The organism is Pseudonocardia terrae (assembly GCF_021343995.1).
Lineage (GTDB): Bacteria > Actinomycetota > Actinomycetes > Mycobacteriales > Pseudonocardiaceae > Pseudonocardia > Pseudonocardia terrae.
The window spans coordinates 73,588-89,992 of sequence record NZ_JAJTTE010000022.1; the positions used below are offsets into that span (position 1 = coordinate 73,588).

A 16,405-nucleotide genomic window follows, 5' to 3' on the forward strand; every position below is an offset into this window, starting at 1 on the left:
GGCTTGCTCAGCGGCCTCTCAGCGCGCTGGGTGCCCGTCCGGCGGCGCGGTGTGAGAGTGGCCGGTGGGGTCGAACCGATCGGGGAGGTCGCATGACGGAGACCGCGCGCACGCGTCCGGACCAGGGGATGGCGGAGGCGCCGTCGGGGCCGGGTCTCGAGGGCAGGAGCGTCGAGGAGCTGCCGCTGCACATGCGGCGGTCGGGCTTCGACCCGGCGCCCGAGCTGCGGGCGATCCGCGAGGGCGAGGGCGTCCGGAAGATCCGCACGCCCTTCGGGCTCGAGGCCTGGATGGTCACGCGCTGGTCGGACGTGCGCGAGGTGCTCGGCGACGCGGCCACGTTCAGCAACGAGTGGCAGCCGCAGCGGCGCATGGCGGGCCTGCCGGGGATGCCGAAGCGCAGCCCGGAGGAGCTGGCCCGGATGCGGGCCGGCAACCTGCTGGCGTTCGACCCGCCGGCGCACACCCGGCTGCGCCGCATGCTCACCCCGGAGTTCACCGGGCGGCGGATGGCGCGGCTCGAGCCCCGGGTGCGCGAGATCGTCGACCAGCACCTCGACGCGATGGAACGGGCCGGGTCGCCCGCGGACCTGGTCGCGGACTTCGCCCTGCCGGTTCCGTCGCTGGTGATCTGCGAGCTGCTCGGTGTGCCGTACGAGGACCGGGCGGAGTTCCAGCGGCGCAGCGCCAAGCTGCTCGACCTGTCGAGGCCGATGGACGAGCGGATGCGGGCCGGGGACGAGCAGCGCGCCTACATGGCGTCGCTGGTCGCGCGGGAACAGGCGGACCCGGGCGAGGGGCTGCTCGGCATGCTCGTGCGCGAGCACGGCGAGGACCTCACCACGGACGAGCTGGTCGGCATCGCGAACCTGCTGCTGATCGCCGGCCACGAGACCACGTCGAACATGCTCGGCCTGGGCACGCTGGCGCTGATGGACCACCCCGACCAGCTCGCCCTGGTCCGGGACGATCCCGACGCGATCGGGCCCGCGGTCGAGGAGCTGCTGCGGTGGCTGTCGATCGTGCACTCCGGCACGTTCAAGACCACGACCCGGCCGGCCGAGATCGCGGGTCACGCGATCGCGGAGGGCGAGCTGGTCATGCTCTCGATCCCGGCCGCCAACCGGGACCCGGCCCTGCTCGAGGAGCCGGAGCGGCTCGACGTCCGGCGGGGCGCGCTCGGCCACGTCGCCTTCGGGCACGGGGTGCACCACTGCCTCGGCGCGCCGCTGGCCCGCATGGAGATGCGGATCGCCTTCCCCGCGCTGCTGCAGCGCTTCCCGGACCTGCGGCCGGCGTCGGAAGATCGTAGGTTCCGGTCGTTCAACGTCGTCTACGGGATGGAGAGCCTGCCCGTGGCGTGGGGAGGAGCGTGATGGGCGAGCTCAGGGCCGACCGCGCCGTCTGCATCGGTGCCGGGATGTGCGTGATGACCGACGATGCGGTGTTCGACCAGGACGACGACGGCATCGTCGTGCTCCTGAACGAGAATCCCGAGGTCGACGAGAAGGTGCGCTCCGCGGTCGACGCCTGCCCCTCGGGAGCCCTGTCGATTCGCGAGGAATGAGCTCGGGCGCGCCCCGATACCCGTTCGGCCCAGTCCATCCTGCCGACTGACGTGATCTGACGCACACTGCGCGACCATGACGTCTGCGACGCTGTTGTCCGGGCCGATGGCGGGGCCGGTCCTGGCGGTCTACCAACAGGACCCCAAGGCCGTCGGCGGTTCCCTGGGGTGGTCGGCCCTGGTGTCGGTGGTGCCGCTGGCGGTGGTGCTCCTCGCGCTGGGCGTGCTGCGCGTACGGGCGCAGTGGGCGGCGCTGGCCGGGCTGGTCGCGGCGCTGGTCGTCGCGATCGTGGGATTCGCCATGCCCGTCGGCATGTCCCTGCTGGCCGCGGCGCACGGCGCGTTCTTCGGGCTGTTCCCGATCATGTGGATCGTGGTGAACGCCCTCTGGGTGTTCAACATGACCGTCGCGACCGGGCACTTCGACGTGCTGCGGCGCAGCTTCGGCACGTTCTCCTCGGACCGGCGGACACAGGCGATCCTCGTCGCGTTCTGCTTCGGCGCGCTGCTCGAGGCGCTGGCCGGCTTCGGCGCCCCGGTCGCGATCAGTGCGGTGATGCTGGTCGCGCTGGGCTTCCGCCCGTTGCGCGCGGCCGTCCTGGCGCTCGTCGCGAACACCGCGCCGGTGGCGTTCGGTGCGATGGGCGTTCCGGTGATCACGCTCGCGCAGGTCAGCGGGCTCCCACTGGGCGACGTCGCCTCGATGGTCGGCCGGCAGACCCCGTTCCTGGCCCTCTTCGTCCCGCTGGTCCTGGTGTTCCTGGTCGACGGGCGCCGGGGCGTGCGGGAGGCATGGGTCCCCGCCGTGGTCGCCGGCGTCGTCTTCGCGATCGTCCAGTTCGCGACGTCGAACTACATCTCCGTGCCGCTGACCGACATCCTCGCCTCGCTGCTGTCCGCCGTCGCCGTCGTGGTGGTCGCGCGGGCGATGCCGCACGCGCTGTGGGCCGCGCGCCGGCCCGGCACCGAGCCCGAGGCGGAGCCCGACACCGAGCCCGGCGGTGGCAGCCTCGTCGGGGCGGGCGGCCCCGACGCTCCCGGCGACGGCTCCGGCGGCACGGGCGGGTCGCGCCGCGGCGGGCCCCGGCCCTCCGGTGAGCCCCGGCCCTCCGGTGGGTCCGTCCCCGCCGGGAGCGCGGCGGAGGAGAGCGAGGCGGTCGCGGCCGTCCGGTCGCAGGCACAGGTCGACGACCCGCGCGAGGTCCGCCGCGCCTACGCCCCATACGTGATCATCGTGCTGGTCTTCGCGATCGTGCAGCTCCCGGGGATCAAGCCGGCCGTCGACAGCCTGAAGCTGGCGTTCCACTGGCCCGGCCTCGACGTCGTCGCGACCAGCGGCAAGCCCAGCAGCACCACGCAGTACTCGCTGACCTGGCTGTCGACCGCCGGGACGCTGATGCTCATCGCCGGCGTGATCGTCGCGGCGGTGCTCGGCCTCGGCGCGGCCCGGGCGGCGGCGATCTGGGGACGCACGGTCGCGGACCTGAAGTGGGCGATCCTCACCGTGGCCGCGGTCCTGGCGCTGGCGTACGTGATGAACGCATCGGCGCAGACCACCGCGATCGGCCTGCTGATCGCGGGCGCGGGCGGGGCGCTCGCCTTCCTGTCCCCGCTGCTCGGGTGGTTCGGTGTCGCTGTCACCGGCTCGGACACGTCGTCCAACGCGTTGTTCGGTTCGCTGCAGGTCACGGCGGCCAACACGGCCGGGCTGCCGCCGGAGCTGCTGGCCGGCGCGAACTCGTCGGGCGGGGTGCTCGGGAAGATGCTGTCCCCGCAGAACCTCACGATCGCCGTCGCCGCGGTGAAGCTCGACGGCCAGGAGGGCGTGCTGCTGCGGAAGGTCATCGGGTGGAGCCTCGGCATGCTGCTGGTGCTCGCGATCCTGATCTACCTGCAGTCCACGCCGGTGCTCGGCTGGATGCTGCCGTAGGAGAGGCGCTCCGAATCCGGCTGCCCCTCGTGGCCGCGCCTGCGAGGGTGGCCGGGTGAGCGCGTGATCGGTGAGTTCGAGATCGACGACGACCCCGCCCGGCTGGACCGCGACGCCGTCTGGGCCTGGCTGTCCACGGACGCCTACTGGGGTCGCTGGCGGCAGCGCGAGCACCTGGAGCGCCAGCTCGACGCGGCCTGGCGGGTGGTCGGCGTCTACCGCGACGGCCGCACGCTCGGCTCGGCGCGCGCGGTGTCGGACGGCGTGTCCTTCGCCTACCTCGCCGACGTCTGGGTGGACCCGTCGGTGCGGGGCCACGGGCTGGGCGTCGCGCTCGTCGACGCGATGCTCGCCGGCGGGCCGGGGATGCGGTGGTCGCTGCACACCCGGGACGCGCACGGCCTCTACGCCCGCTTCGGGTTCACGCCGCCGGACGACACGCTGCTGGAGCGGCGGGCGGATCCCGAGGTGATCCTCGGCGGGACGCTCACCTGATCCGGTGGTGCCGACGGCGATGAGTTCCCGGCGGCGGCGCGGTCTCCCCTCCAGACACCGCGGCGGACGCCGCACCGACCGAGAGGACCGAGAACCATGAGCGCCGCCGCCCCCACCACCCGCCCCCGCAGCAGGGCCCGCATCGCCCTCTACGTCCTGCAGGTCGTGCTGGGCCTGTTCATGGTCGTCGGCTCCGGCGCGCCGAAGCTGTTCGGCGAGGCCACCGCCGTGCAGACCTTCGACGCCATCGGCGCCGGCGACTGGTTCCGCTACGTCATCGGGGCACTGGAGGTCGCGGGCGGGATCGGCCTGATGATCCCGATCCTGGCCGGGCTCGCCGCCGCCTGCTTCGTGGCGCTGATGATCGGCGCGGCGCTCTTCCAGGTCCTCGTGATCGGCATGGCCGAGTACGTCTCCACGCCGATCGTCCTGGGCGTGCTGTTCGCCCTGATCGCGTGGGTCCGCCGGCACGAGATCGCGGCGCTGTTCCGGCGCTGACCGGCGCGCCGCGCAGGGTGCCGCGGGCGCGCCGGGGTCGAGGGGTCCCCGGCGCGTCCGCGTTGCGGCGCGACGTCCGGTGCCGGTCCCGCCTCGAGGGGCCCGGACTCCAGCCCCGGGAACCCGTCGATCGCACCGGGGCTCGACTCCCTCGGCGTGTGCTCAGCGGACCCAGTCCGGCACGCCGCGGTCCGTCCCGTCCGGGAGCAGGGCCCGCCCCGCGCCGGAGCCGGTGACCAGGGCGGACAGCCCGCGCTCGGGGTGGGCGCCGATGCGCCGGGCCGCCCCGGCCGGCAGCACCGCGCTGTCCCCCACGGTCAGCACGGCCTCACCCTCGGCGGTGCGGAGCGTCATCCCGCCGTCGACGACGGTCCACACCTGCTCCACGTCCATCACGTGGTCCGGGCCCGCCTGGCCCGGGCGCATCCGCACCTGCCACAGCGACTGCGCGGCACCGCCGAGCGTGGGCGACGCAAGGGTGGTCATCACGGCGTTCGGGGTCTCGTGGGTGCGCCGGTCGGCACGGCGGACGACGGTCATGGCGACCTCCGGTATGTTCGACAACATGGTTGTCGATATGGTGAACCTGGTTGTCGACCGTGTCAACTGAGCGTCCCGGCTTCGCGCTGCCCCTGCTCCTGCTCGCCGGTTTCCAGACCCTGGTGGACGCGCTGCACGAGGAGCTGGCGGAGCGCGGTCACCCGGACGCCCGGCCGATGCACGGCTTCGCCCTGCAGGCCGTCGGTGGGGGCACGACCGCCGCCGAGCTCGGCCGGCGGCTCGGCGTGACCAAGCAGGCGGCGGCCAAGACGATCGCGGCGCTCGAGGCGGCCGGCTACGTCGAGCGGGCCGCCGATCCCACCGACGCCCGCCGGGTCGTCGTGCGCCCCACCGCCCGGGGCCGTGACCTGCTCGCCCGCTCCGCCGAGATCTTCGACGAGCTGCGAACGCGGTGGGTGCGTGAGCTCGGGGAGGACGCGGTCCGAACGATGGAGGACGCGCTCGGCCGGGTCACCTCGGGCCCCCGCCTCGACGCCCCCTCCTGGTTCACCCGCTGACCCTGCCTCCCACACATCCGCTGACGTCCGAGCACACCCGCTCATGCCCCGTCGCACACTTGGAGGCTGCGCGAGACAGCCGGTCGACGCCTTGCGTGTCAGAGCCCTGCACCACCACACCCCCGAGACACCCGCTGCGGCGCCGCACTCCGCCGCTCAGGGGTCGAAGGTCGGGTCCGGCTCCACCGCCACCTCCAGCACCAGCGGCTCGGTGCGGGCCGCGAGGGTCGGGACGACCGCGTCCAGGGCCTCCACCAGCTCGCCCCACGTCGCCACCACGCGGGCCGGGCAGCCGAGGGACTGCGCCAACCCACCCACACCGACCTCGGTGAACGCCGGCCACGGCGCGGCGCCGCCCTGCTTCTCGGCGAGCCGGTCCATGATCGCGTAGCGGCCGTTGGCCAGCACGACGAACAGCGCGCCGACGCCGTAGTGCGCCGCGGTCCACAACGCCTGGATCCCGTACAGCGACGACCCGTCCCCCACCACCGCGACCACGGGCCGGTCCGGGCGGCCCATCCGCACGCCGATCGCCGCGGGGAGGCCGAAGCCGAGCCCGCCCATCGCCGCGGAGAGGAAGCCCAGCGGTCGCCGCGCCGGGAGCAGCCGGTGCAGGTCCGGCCGGCTCGACGGCGTCTCCTCCACCACGACCGTCTCCGCCGGCACCCGCGCGGCCAGCGCGGCCAGGACGTGCGCCGCACGCAGCGGCTCGCCCTCCCCCGGCGGCTCCGGCGCAGTCGCCTTCGGGAACGCCCGCGACCTGGGCCGCGCCGGGAGCCGGTCCGCGAGGGCCCGGCACACCGGCGCCGGATCGGCGACGACGGCGAGGGCGACCGGGCTGTGGTGGGCGTCCTCCGCGTCGTCGGTGACCAGCAGCAACCGTGTGCCCTCGGCGACGAACGGGCCCGGCTCGTAGGGGTACTGCCGGAAGGCGGGCGCGCCGACGACCAGCACGACGTCGTGCGGGGCGAGCACGTCGCGCAGCCGCACCCGCCCGGCCGGCAGGTGCCCGGCGAACAGCCGGTGGTCCTGCGGGAACCCGGCGCGCGCGGCGAACGGCTCCTGCCACACCGGGCAGTCGAGCCGCTCGGCGAGGGCGACGAGCGCGGCCCAGCAGGCCTCGCCGTCGGCGTCGGCCCCGACCACGAGCGCGGGCGACGCCGCCGCCGACACCGCGGCGGCCAGCTCCTCGACGTCCTCGGGCGCCGCCCGCGCGCCGTGCCGCACCTGCGCCGGTGCCGCGACCTCATCCCCGGCGGGCTCGCCCCAGTCGTCGCTGGACACCACGACCAGCGCGGGTCCGCGCCCGGCGACGGCCTCGTGGTGGGCCCGCGCCACGGCCGACGGGACGTCCTGGGGCCGGGCGGGCGTCGTCGTCCAGACGGGGTACCTGCCGGCCAGGCCCTCCAGCTCACCGGTGAGGAACGGCCGGAAGGCCAGGTGCCGCCGGTCCTGCTGCCCGACGACGACCACGAGCGGCACCCGGTTGACCCGCGCGGTCGCGAGCGCGCCGACGGCGTTGCCCAGCCCCGCCGTGGTGTGCAGGACCACGAGCGCGGGCCGGTCGTGCGCGGTGGCCCAGCCCGTCGCGACGCCGACCACCGATCCCTCGTGCAGGGCGAGGACGAACTCCAGGTCCGCCGGCAGGTCGGTGAGCAGCGTGATCTCGGTCGAGCCGGGGTTGGCGAAGACGGTGGTGAGGCCGTACCGGCGCAGGACGTCGAAGGTCGCGTCCCGGACCGTCCTCACGCGGCCTCCATCCGGCGGTCCACGGCCTCGGCGCTGCGAACCCGTCCGACGACCGCGACCGACGCCGCGCCGATCGCCGCGACGATCGCGAAGGCGTAGAAGCCCCACGGGTAGGCGAGTCCGGCGGACAGCAGGATACCGCCGAGCAGCGGGCCGCAGATCCCGCCGAGGCGGCCGACGCCGGACGCGCTGCCGAGCGCCGTCGCCCGCGCCTCGGCCGGGTAGTACTGGCTGACGTAGGCGTACACGAGCACCTGGGAGCTGAACGTGAACACTCCCGCGAGCAGGACGCTCACGTAGATGCCCACGCCGGGCAGCTTGATCGACAGCAGCGCGAGGAACAGCGCGGCGGCGGTGAACCAGGCGATCGTCGAGATCCGCACGCCGACCCGGTCCGCGACGCGGCCGGCGAGCAGCAGCCCGAGCACCGCGCCGACGTTGAGCACCAGCAGCAGGGCCAGCGCGGCGCCGAGCGCGTAGCCGGCGGTGCGCATGATCTCCGGCAACCAGGTGTTCAGGCCGTAGACCAGCAGCAGGCCCATGAACGAGGTGACCCAGAAGGCGATCGTGGCCCGCAGGTAACCCCCGCGGAAGAGCGTCGCGACGGGGCTGCGGCGGGCGGCCGGCGCGCGCTCGACCGGGATCGACTCCGGCAGCCGGGCCCACACCAGCGGCACCAGGGCCAGCGCGGGCAGGGCGCCGATCACGAACATCGCCCGCCAGCCCAGCGACGGGATGACGACGATGCCGAGCAGCGAGGTGACCACGGCCCCGACGTGGTAGCCGGTCATGACCACGGTCGTGGCGCTGCCGCCGCGGCCGGACCGGGCGAACTCGTTGACCATCGCGATGGCCACCGGGAGCACGCCGCCGAGCCCCAGACCGGCGAGGAAGCGCAGCACCCCGAACAGCACCGGCCCGGGCGCGAAGGCGCACAGCAGCGTCAGCACCGAGAACGACGTGACGGTGATCAGGAGCATCGTGCGGCGGCCGAAACGGTCCGTGAGCGGGCCCGCGGCGAGGGCGCCGACCATCACTCCGACCAGGCCCACGACCGAGATCAGCGAGGCCGACGCGGGGTTCAGCCCCCACGACGGGTCACGCAGCAGCACCGGGAGGACCACCCCGAGCACCACCAGGTCGAACCCCTCCAGGGCGACCGCGGACCAGCACAGCGGCGCGACCCATCCGGCACGCGCGCCCGACCCGCTCGACGTTCCCGCTGACTCCGTCGTCATGGAACCCTCCCTCGGTGTCCGGATCGCCGGAGTATGAGCGGGCCGTCCGCCGCGTGTCAGGGCAGTCTTCCGTTGAACGGAAACGACGCGGCGGGCGGCGGGACGGCCTGCGGGACGTTCTGCGGGCACGCCGCGCCGACCTCACCCGAGGGGCGGGTCGTCGCCGATTGAGACACCACCGCTGGTGCGGGAGTGAGAGGCTGCCCCCACCGTCCCGGGTGGGGTGCCCGGGGCCGACGACGACCTGCGGAGGTGGCCGTGATCCTGATCGTGCTGAAGGTGAAGATCAAGCCCGCGAAGCGCGAGGACTGGTTGACCGGCATCAAGGAGTACACCGAGAACGTGCGGTCCGAGCCGGGCAACGTCTCGTTCGACTTCTACGAGAGCGGCACCACGCCGAACGAGTTCGCGATCGTCGAGACCTTCCGCGACGGCGACGCCGGCTCCGCGCACGTCCAGACCGAGCACGCCCAGAACTTCTTCCCGTGGATGGGCACGGTCGTGGCCGAGCGCCCGAAGATCAACTACCAGGATCTCGACGGCGAGGCCTGGAACGACATGGCCGAGGTGACCCCCGAGTAGCCGGCCCGGGGTGGCCGGCCCGGACGGGATGCCCGTTCCGGCCGGCCACCCGGACCTCCTCGCCGCCGGGTCCGGCCGACCGCTGGATGCCCGGCGGAAGTCGACCTAGGGTCGGGGCGACGCGAGGAGGCGATCGATGAGCGACGCGACCGGAACCGCACCCGTCGACGAGGAGGCCCGTGCGCGCAACCTCGTCGAGGCGGAGCGCAAGGCCCTGCACCTGTTCGAGGAGGCCGGCCGGCGCGGGCTGATCGCGCCCGGCGCGTCCGAGCGGGCGGTGAGCGACCGGGTGCGCGACCTCGGCGCGGAGCTCTTCGGCACCGACCGGCACTGGCACAAGCGGGTGGTCCGGTCGGGCCCCAACACGCTGCTGCCCTACAAGGAGAACCCGCCGGACCGGCTGATCGAGGACGACGACATCGTCTTCCTCGACCTCGGACCGATCTTCGCGGAGTGGGAGGCGGACTTCGGGCGCACGTTCGTGCTGGGCGACGACCCGGTCAAGCACCGGCTGCGCGACGACCTGCCGCGCATCTTCGACGCCGGCCGCGCCCACTTCGAGGCGCACCCGGAGATCAGCGGGGCGGAGCTGTACGCGCACGTCGTGGGGCTGGCCGAGGAGGCGGGCTGGGAGTTCGGCGGCGCGCACAGCGGCCACCTGGTGGGCGAGTTCCCGCACGAGTGGATCGACGGCGAGCGGATCGAGAGCTACATCGCCCCCGGCAGCGACCACCCGATGCGGCGCACCGACCCCTCCGGCCGGCAGTGCCACTGGATCCTCGAGGTGCACCTCGTGGACCGGCAGGGCGGGTTCGGCGGGTTCTTCGAGCAGCTGCTGACCCTGCACCGCTGAGGTCCCCGGGATCGCGCGGCGGTCGCCCGGGCTCGTCGGGCGGCCGCCGCTCCCGAACCGGACGGGCCCGTGGGCGCGAACGTGAGGCGTGAACCCCAGGGAGGCCGCCGCGCGCGCCCGCCGAGCGCCCGCGCCGGACGACTCCGCCGATCTCCTCGCCGGCGTCGCGGCGGGCCGTCCCGACGCGCTGGCCCGGCTCTACGACCGGCACGGCCGGCAGGCCTGGTCGCTGGCCCGGCGGATCTGCGGCGACGACGCGCTGGCCGAGGACGCCGTGCAGGAGGCCTTCACCGCCGTCTGGCGCGAGGCCGGACGCTTCGACCCGCGCCGCGGCCGGGCCTCGACGTGGCTGATGACGCTGGTCCACCACAAGGCCGTGGACCTGGTGCGGCGGGAGGACACCGCGCGGCGGCGCACCGTGCCGATGGAGGACGACACCGACCGCGCCCTGCCGCAGCTCGCCGGGGCCGACGTCGACGCGCTCGGCGCGGTCGTCGCCGGCACCGTCCGGTCCGCGCTCGACGCGCTGCCCGCCGACCAGCGGCACGCCCTCGCCCTGGCCTACTTCGGCGGCTACACCCAGCGCGAGGTCGCCTCGCTCACCGGCGTGCCGCTCGGCACCGTGAAGTCCCGGATGTTCGCCGGCCTCGGCCGGCTCCGCGCGGCCCTCGGGCCGGTGCTCGGGGAGGACGACGCCCGGTGACCACGACCGCCCCGCCGTGCCCGATGAGCCGCCAGGTCGCCGGGTTCGCGCTGCACGCCCTCGAACCCGACGAGGAACTCGAGGTCCGGGCCCACCTGCGGCGTTGTGCCGAGTGCACCGCCGCCCTGCACCGGCACGACGCGGGCCTGGCCGCCCTGGCGCGGACGGTGCCCGCGCTGCTGCCGCCGCCCGGGCTGCGCGCGCGGATCCTCCGGGCCGCGCGCACGGGCACCCCCGCCCCGCTGCACCTCGCCGGAACGCGGCGACCCTCGGACGCGGAGGCGCCGCCGAGGGCGCGGTCGCGTCGCCGCTGGCCGAGTGTGGTGGCCGCCGCCGCGTGCGTGGTCGCCGTCGGCGGGCTCGCCGGGCAGGCCGCGGACCTGCACCGGCAGCGCGACGCGGAGGTCGCCCAGACTCTCGCCCTGGGCCGGATCGTGACCGGTCTCGACGCGCCCGGCAGCACCCACGCCACCCTGACCGACGGGCACGGCGCGCCCGTGGCCGCGGTCGTGAACGGCGTGCGGGCGCGCCGTGTGGTGGTCGCGGACCTCCCGACGAACGACCGGGCGGGCTCGGTCTACGTCCTGTGGGGCCTGGGCGGCGCCGCGGGCCGGGCGCCCGTGCCGCTCGGGACGTTCGACGCCACCTCCGGGCGTACCGACGTCACCAGCCTGCCGCCGGGAGGGGCGTTCACGCGCTATGCCGTGTCGCTCGAACCCGGTCGGGTCGCGCCCGCGACGCCGGGTCACGTGGTCGCGAGCGGCCAGGTTCCGGGGGCAGGGGCGCCGCCCGCCCCCGCCGCCCGACTCGTCACCCTTTCGGGGTGAACCGGAATCGCCGCGAGAACGAAGGGCGGGAAGCGCCGAACCGCATTCCCGGGGGTGTCGAAGAAGTCCGCGACGAGCCCGGAGCAGCCGGGCCGGGAACCGCGGGAGAAACACGATGAACAAGCCCTTCCGGCTCGCCGCCGTCGGTGCGATCGCCGCGCTGAGCCTGGGTCTCGCCGCATGCGGGTCCGGCTCCTCGGACACCGCCGCCCCGGCGTCGCCGATGGCCTCCGCGCCGATGTCGGCCGCGCCGATGTCCGGCGCCGCGGGCGACGGGGTGACCACCAACGCCGACGTGTTCGGTCCGGCCTGCAACCAGCTGCCGCAGGGCGACGCCCCCGGCTCCCTGAACAGCATGGGACCGCAGCCGGTGGCCAGCGCCGCGAGCACGAACCCGCTGCTGACCACGCTGGTGACCGCGGTCGGCAAGGTTCCCGGCCTGGCCGACACCCTCGACGCACAGAAGGGGATCACCGTGTTCGCGCCCTACAACGGCGCGTTCGACCAGGTGAAGAAGCAGCTGGGCGACCAGGCCTTCAACGGGCTGCTGGCGAACCAGCAGCAGCTCGGCGGGCTGCTGTCGTACCACGTGGTGCCGCAGCGCTACGACGCCGCGGGCCTCGTCGCCGCCGGCACCACCACCGAGCTCGCCGGCGGCACCGTGACCATCGGCGGCACCCCCGAGGCGCCGACCGTGACCGACGGCAAGGGCACCACCGCGAAGGTGCTCTGCGGCAACATCCCGACCGCCAACGCCACCGTGTTCGTGATCGACAAGGTGCTGATGCCGGCGGGCTGAGCCCGCACGCACGAGGGGCGGGGACCGTCGGTCCCCGCCCCTCGGCACGTCATGGGAATCGTTCGCGGAATGCGGCGCGGATCAGGAGTTCAGGGTGTCGGGAAGGCGAGGCCGGGGCCGCCACCCCGATCACGGCGGCCCCGGCCCGAAGGACTGTCCGATCCGCTCCCCAACGACGGACAGTCGAGGTCTGCCTCGCTCCCTGGGTCCCCGCCCCACGCGCTCGCTACACCTGTTCCGGGGATTTCTCGGAACCTGTTCCGGCCGGGCGTGTCGCGGCGTCCGTGTGTGCGGGTGTCCGGAGCCGGCGCGTCCGCACGGTGAGCCCGCCGCACGGACGTCCGCCGCTCAGCTTGGCCGCGCGCAGGCAGACGTGGGTCCACATCACCAGCTGCACCTCCTTGGCCACGAGCAGCTGGTCGTAGAGCAGGTGCGACAGCCGGTCGCCCGGGCGGGCCCAGGACTCGATGACGAACCGGACGTCCTCCCCCACCTCCTCCGTGCGGAACTCGATCTGCCCGGCCTCCAGGTGCCCGTGCAGCGTCGCGAGCCGGAAGTGCCGCGGGTCCGACCCGACGACGCGGACCGGCCCGTCCCACGGCCCCGGCAGCCGGATGAGGAACTCGTCGCCCACCGTCATCGCGCCGTGGCTGCCCTTCGTCCGGCGGAAGACCGCCATGCCCGAGGGCGACCAGACGTTCGGGTCCCGGGCGAGCAGCGCGAGCAGTTCGTCCGGCCCGTGGCGGCCGCCGGCGATGCGCACGGAGTAGGTGCGGTGCAGCAGGTCCCCGTGGCCGTCCTCGAGGTGCTGGACGCGGTCGTCGCACGCCTCGGGCGGGAGCGGCTCCGGGAGGTCGGAGGCGTCCCCGTCCTCCTCGCTGCGGTGCATGACGGTCGTCCGCCAGAGATAGCGCCAGGCCACGAGGCCGACGCCGACGGGCCACCTGACGATCGCGCCGACCCGCCGGGACCGGCGCGAGCCCGTCACCGGCCGACGAGCATGGGAACGGAGCATCGCGTGTGAGTACCCGGCGAGCGGGAACCCATACCCCGTGACCATCGGGACGATCCTCCGGCGCGCGGGCGTACGCGCGATCCACCTGCAGAGCGTGTCGCTGGGCTGCATCGCCCTCTGCATCGGGCTGTGGATGCGGGCGAAGACCGTGGACCAGGAGGAACGGGGCAACGCCGAGCGGCGCGCCCTGTTCGTCGGGCTCTGGCCGCCGACCTTCTGGTTGATCAGCGAGTCGGTGCGACGCGAGGAGTCCCGCTGAACCGCGCGGCGCTGGAGGCCGAGGTCGCCTACCTCGCCGGCCTGCAGGTGAACTATCCCGAGGACGAGGCGCCCACCACCACGCACGACCGGCACTGGCACGTCGACTCCGGCTACGCCGAGCTCGGCACCGAGGCCCCCGGCCCACCGGAGACCGGCGGGATCTGGGAGCGCGCCTGCCGCATCGTGCGCAACTACGAGTTCCCCGACGACCGCATCCTCCGGGGCATCTACCGTCGCGACGACCCGCTGCTCGGCCGGGACATGGTGCTGGAGGGCCGGTTCCTGTTCCTCCGCTTCCTCATGCCGGTCCGGGTCACGGACGCCTACGACACGGTCCGCGACGGCAAGCGCGTGTGGGGCTGGACCTACCAGACGCTGTGCGGGCACCTCGAGCAGGGCCGGCTGAGCTACGAGGTGGCCAAGGACCCGGAGACCGGGCGGGTCACCTTCTGGATCCACGCCTACTCCCGCCGCGGTCCCGTGCCCAACCCGGTCCTCCGGCTCGGCTGGACACTGTTCGGGCGCACCCTCCAGCTGGAGTTCTACCGGCGGGCGGGACAGCGCGTGCGGGAGCTGATCGACGCGAACCCACCGGGGGACGACGAACCGAAGGTCGGCCTGGTCGTCGTGCCCCGTGAACGGCCGGAGCGGTGGCGTGACCGGTTCGCGTTCGACCTCGTCCGGCCCGGGGCCTGCCCCTGACCCGGGGCGCAGGCACCCACGCTCCGACCGCACGCCCCCGCGGATGATGATGGACGCATGCCTGCGCCGTCGGAACCGCTGGAGAAGCTGGGTTTCCTCACCATCGGCTCGTTCGACGGCGCCGACCCCGGCGCCGGTCACGAGACGACCCTGCGCATGATCGAGCTGGGCGAACGGCTCGGGTTCGACAGCGCGTGGGTGCGCCACCGTCACCTGCAGTACGGCATCTCCTCGCCCGTCGCGGTACTTGCCGCGGCCTCGCAGCGCACGCGCCGGATCGAGTTGGGCACCGCGGTGACGCCGCTGGGCTGGGAGAACCCGCTGCGGCTGGCCGAGGACCTGGCGACGGTCGACGTCCTGTCCGGCGGCCGGCTCAACCCGGGGGTCAGCGTCGGGCCGCCGATGCACTTCGACGCGGTCGCCGACGCGCTCTACCCGGACACCGCCGACCGGGAGGACTTCGGCCCCGGACGGGTCGACCGGCTCCTGCGGCTCGTCGCCGGCGAGACCGCGAGCTCCTTCTCCGGCACCGAGGGCATCGAGGTGTTCTCGGACCGGGTGGAGCCGCATTCGCCCGGGCTGCGCGGCCGCATGTGGTACGGCGCGGCGAGCCTCGGGTCCGCCCGCCGGGCCGGCGAGCAGGCGATGAACCTCCTCACCAGCAGCGTGGTCCGCGCCGAGGGCCGGACGGACTTCGCCGAGATCCAGCGCTCCCACATCGACGCCTTCCGCACGGCCCACCCGGCGGGGGCGGCCGCGCGGGTCTCGCAGGGGCTCGTCGTGGTGCCCACGGACACGGCCACCGCGGAGCAGCGCGCGAAGTACGAGGCGTACGCCGCGGCCCGGCTGCCGCGGACGTCCGCCCCGCAGGGCCCGGCCGGGATGCTCTTCGCCCGCGACCTCGTCGGTCCGTCCGCGGAGATCGCCGCCCAGCTCTATGCGCACGCCGGGTTCCTGGCGGTGCGCGAGGTGGTGTTCGCGCTGCCGTTCAGCTTCGCCCAGGAGGACTACGTCCAGATCCTCACCGACATCGCGACGCGGCTGGGGCCGGCGCTCGGCTGGCGGGCCGTGGTGGCCGCCTGACCGGGATCCGGCCGGCCGGGAACCGGACGGCGGGGCGGGAGCCGGGAGGATCCCGGCGGCGGGGTCGTCGAAACTGTCGATTCGCCTGCCGGGCGGGGGGATCTCGCCGGCGGGGACCCGTACCCTCGCGAGCGTGCTGATCCCGCTCGCGATCCTGCTCGCCGTCGCCTCGGCGGTGTTCTACGCGATCTCCGCGGTGCTGCAGGAGCGCGAGGCGTCCCGGCAGTCCGCCACCGGGCTCGGCCTGATGGCCCGCCTCGTCCGCCGCCGGGTCTGGTGGGCGGCCGTGGGGGCGACGCTGGCCGGCGCGACCCTGCACGTGGCCGCGCTGGGGGCCGGGCCGCTCGTCGTCGTCCAGCCGATCGGCGTGTCCTGCCTGGCGATCGCCCTCGTGCTCGGCTCGCGCGTGAACCGCACACGGATCAGCCCGCGCTCGTGGGCCGGAGTGCTCTGCGTGGCGCTCGGCCTGCCCGCGGTGCTCGCGGCGGTGCCGCACCACGGCCCGCACGGCGCACCTCCGGCGGCGGGCGCAGGGCTCGGGTTCTGGCCCGTCGTCGGGGTGCTGGCGGCCGTGGTCGTGGTCGCCGCCGGCACCGGGCTGCTGTGCGGTCGCCGGCTGCCCCGCGGGGCCGCCGTCTGCTATTCGGTGGGCGCCGCGCTGTGCTTCGGCCTCGCCTCCGCGACCGCGAAGACGATGCTGATCGGCCACCTGACCCCGGAGCGGGTGGCCCTCACCGCCGCGGCCGCGCTCGTCGGCACCGCGCTCGCGCAGCACGCCTACCGTGGCGGAGGCCTGGGCGCCCCGCTCGCCGTGCTCACCCTCCTCGACCCGCTCACGGCGGGCGCGATGGGCGTCCTCGTGCTCGGCGAGCCTTTCGGCAGGTCGCCACTCACGCTCGCCCTCGGCGTCCTCGGACTGCTGGTGACCGCCGTCGGCGTCGGCCTGCTGTCGGCCCGCCGGCCCGCGGTCACCGCGGAACCGCCCGCGCCGGAACCGGTCGGCGCGGCGTCCCGCGGGTGAGGCCGGGGACGGGGACCCCGTCGC

General features: G+C 74.7%; 19 protein-coding genes. 15 read left to right on the forward strand and 4 right to left on the reverse strand.

All coding sequences use genetic code 11. The annotated features are described in order from the left end of the window. Positions 1-128 precede the first annotated feature (128 nt). The 5 genes from LWC33_RS16605 to LWC33_RS16625 all read left to right on the forward strand — a co-directional run bounded on the left by LWC33_RS16605 (position 129) and on the right by LWC33_RS16625 (position 4,490). The gene (locus LWC33_RS16605; protein WP_233305339.1) at positions 129-1,376 is read left to right on the forward strand and encodes a cytochrome P450; all 1,248 of its coding nucleotides are present in this window, start codon (positions 129-131) and stop codon (positions 1,374-1,376) included. Further along, complete coding sequence (locus tag LWC33_RS16610; RefSeq protein ID WP_233305293.1) at positions 1,376-1,567, forward strand: ferredoxin; 192 nt, start codon at positions 1,376-1,378, stop codon at positions 1,565-1,567. Before LWC33_RS16605 ends, LWC33_RS16610 begins: the two co-directional genes overlap by 1 nt. Before the next feature lie 76 nt (positions 1,568-1,643). Beyond that, entirely contained in the window at positions 1,644-3,497 is a 1,854-nt protein-coding gene (locus LWC33_RS16615; RefSeq protein ID WP_305080871.1) for an L-lactate permease, read from the forward strand. Positions 3,498-3,563: 66 nt separating this feature from the next. Further along, entirely contained in the window at positions 3,564-3,992 is a 429-nt protein-coding gene (locus LWC33_RS16620) for a GNAT family N-acetyltransferase (RefSeq protein WP_233305341.1), read from the forward strand. 96 nt (positions 3,993-4,088) lie between these two features. Next, the gene (locus tag LWC33_RS16625; RefSeq protein WP_233305294.1) at positions 4,089-4,490 is read left to right on the forward strand and encodes a DoxX family protein; all 402 of its coding nucleotides are present in this window, start codon (positions 4,089-4,091) and stop codon (positions 4,488-4,490) included. Positions 4,491-4,652: 162 nt separating this feature from the next. Here LWC33_RS16625 and LWC33_RS16630 read toward each other — a convergent pair whose 3' ends face one another. Next, the gene (locus tag LWC33_RS16630) at positions 4,653-5,030 is read right to left on the reverse strand and encodes a cupin domain-containing protein (RefSeq protein ID WP_233305295.1); all 378 of its coding nucleotides are present in this window, start codon (positions 5,028-5,030) and stop codon (positions 4,653-4,655) included. A gap of 59 nt (positions 5,031-5,089) precedes the next feature. Here LWC33_RS16630 and LWC33_RS16635 point away from each other — a divergent pair, with 59 nt between their 5' ends. Continuing rightward, on the forward strand, positions 5,090-5,548 hold the full coding sequence (locus LWC33_RS16635; RefSeq protein ID WP_233305296.1) for a MarR family winged helix-turn-helix transcriptional regulator: 459 nt from the start codon (positions 5,090-5,092) through the stop codon (positions 5,546-5,548). 156 nt (positions 5,549-5,704) lie between these two features. On the opposite strand, the gene mdlC is transcribed toward LWC33_RS16635, so the two are convergent. Next, positions 5,705-7,297 carry a benzoylformate decarboxylase gene (gene mdlC, locus LWC33_RS36070; protein WP_233305297.1) on the reverse strand — a complete coding sequence of 531 codons (1,593 nt, stop codon included), beginning with the start codon at positions 7,295-7,297 and terminating at the stop codon, positions 5,705-5,707. Further along, positions 7,294-8,535: an MFS transporter gene (locus LWC33_RS16645; RefSeq protein WP_233305298.1), complete on the reverse strand. Its 1,242-nt coding sequence runs from the start codon at positions 8,533-8,535 to the stop codon at positions 7,294-7,296. Before LWC33_RS16645 ends, mdlC begins: the two co-directional genes overlap by 4 nt. A gap of 258 nt (positions 8,536-8,793) precedes the next feature. Between LWC33_RS16645 and LWC33_RS16650 the strand changes: the two genes are divergently transcribed. The 5 genes from LWC33_RS16650 to LWC33_RS16670 all read left to right on the forward strand — a co-directional run bounded on the left by LWC33_RS16650 (position 8,794) and on the right by LWC33_RS16670 (position 12,299). Then, complete coding sequence (locus tag LWC33_RS16650) at positions 8,794-9,117, forward strand: putative quinol monooxygenase (RefSeq protein ID WP_233305299.1); 324 nt, start codon at positions 8,794-8,796, stop codon at positions 9,115-9,117. Between the two features lie 136 nt (positions 9,118-9,253). Next, positions 9,254-9,970, forward strand: coding sequence for a M24 family metallopeptidase (locus LWC33_RS16655; protein WP_233305300.1), 717 nt, complete (start codon positions 9,254-9,256; stop codon positions 9,968-9,970). An 88-nt stretch (positions 9,971-10,058) separates the two neighbouring features. After that, positions 10,059-10,673 carry an RNA polymerase sigma factor gene (locus LWC33_RS16660; RefSeq protein ID WP_233305301.1) on the forward strand — a complete coding sequence of 205 codons (615 nt, stop codon included), beginning with the start codon at positions 10,059-10,061 and terminating at the stop codon, positions 10,671-10,673. Further along, a complete protein-coding gene (locus LWC33_RS16665; RefSeq protein ID WP_233305302.1) occupies positions 10,670-11,500 on the forward strand; it encodes an anti-sigma factor in 831 nt (276 codons plus the stop codon). The genes LWC33_RS16660 and LWC33_RS16665 overlap by 4 nt, the downstream gene beginning before the upstream one ends. 115 nt (positions 11,501-11,615) lie before the next feature. Then, complete coding sequence (locus tag LWC33_RS16670) at positions 11,616-12,299, forward strand: fasciclin domain-containing protein (RefSeq protein WP_233305303.1); 684 nt, start codon at positions 11,616-11,618, stop codon at positions 12,297-12,299. A 226-nt stretch (positions 12,300-12,525) separates the two neighbouring features. Here the strand turns inward: LWC33_RS16670 and LWC33_RS16675 are convergent, their stop codons facing one another. Next, positions 12,526-13,287 carry a DUF1990 family protein gene (locus LWC33_RS16675; protein WP_233305304.1) on the reverse strand — a complete coding sequence of 254 codons (762 nt, stop codon included), beginning with the start codon at positions 13,285-13,287 and terminating at the stop codon, positions 12,526-12,528. A gap of 64 nt (positions 13,288-13,351) precedes the next feature. On the opposite strand from LWC33_RS16675, the gene LWC33_RS16680 reads away from it, so the two are divergent. The 4 genes from LWC33_RS16680 (at position 13,352) to LWC33_RS16695 (ending at position 16,381) form a co-directional block, all read left to right on the forward strand. Beyond that, positions 13,352-13,573 (forward strand): hypothetical protein, encoded by a 222-nt coding sequence (locus LWC33_RS16680; protein ID WP_232870421.1) that lies wholly within the window; start codon positions 13,352-13,354, stop codon positions 13,571-13,573. A 47-nt stretch (positions 13,574-13,620) separates the two neighbouring features. After that, positions 13,621-14,277: a DUF1990 family protein gene (locus LWC33_RS16685; protein ID WP_233305305.1), complete on the forward strand. Its 657-nt coding sequence runs from the start codon at positions 13,621-13,623 to the stop codon at positions 14,275-14,277. Between the two features lie 57 nt (positions 14,278-14,334). Next, positions 14,335-15,360 (forward strand): LLM class flavin-dependent oxidoreductase, encoded by a 1,026-nt coding sequence (locus LWC33_RS16690; protein WP_233305306.1) that lies wholly within the window; start codon positions 14,335-14,337, stop codon positions 15,358-15,360. Positions 15,361-15,493: 133 nt separating this feature from the next. Next, positions 15,494-16,381: a DMT family transporter gene (locus LWC33_RS16695; protein ID WP_233305307.1), complete on the forward strand. Its 888-nt coding sequence runs from the start codon at positions 15,494-15,496 to the stop codon at positions 16,379-16,381. Positions 16,382-16,405 lie beyond the last annotated feature (24 nt).

Coding starts and splice junctions, on each gene's coding strand:
- LWC33_RS16605 (WP_233305339.1), top strand. CDS start 129: ATGGCGGAGGCGCCGTCGGGGCCGGGTCTCGAGGGCAGGAGCGTCGAG.
- LWC33_RS16610 (WP_233305293.1), top strand. CDS start 1,376: ATGGGCGAGCTCAGGGCCGACCGCGCCGTCTGCATCGGTGCCGGGATG.
- LWC33_RS16615 (WP_305080871.1), top strand. CDS start 1,644: ATGACGTCTGCGACGCTGTTGTCCGGGCCGATGGCGGGGCCGGTCCTG.
- LWC33_RS16625 (WP_233305294.1), top strand. CDS start 4,089: ATGAGCGCCGCCGCCCCCACCACCCGCCCCCGCAGCAGGGCCCGCATC.
- LWC33_RS16630 (WP_233305295.1), bottom strand. CDS start 5,030: ATGACCGTCGTCCGCCGTGCCGACCGGCGCACCCACGAGACCCCGAAC.
- LWC33_RS16645 (WP_233305298.1), bottom strand. CDS start 8,535: ATGACGACGGAGTCAGCGGGAACGTCGAGCGGGTCGGGCGCGCGTGCC.
- LWC33_RS16655 (WP_233305300.1), top strand. CDS start 9,254: ATGAGCGACGCGACCGGAACCGCACCCGTCGACGAGGAGGCCCGTGCG.
- LWC33_RS16670 (WP_233305303.1), top strand. CDS start 11,616: ATGAACAAGCCCTTCCGGCTCGCCGCCGTCGGTGCGATCGCCGCGCTG.
- LWC33_RS16690 (WP_233305306.1), top strand. CDS start 14,335: ATGCCTGCGCCGTCGGAACCGCTGGAGAAGCTGGGTTTCCTCACCATC.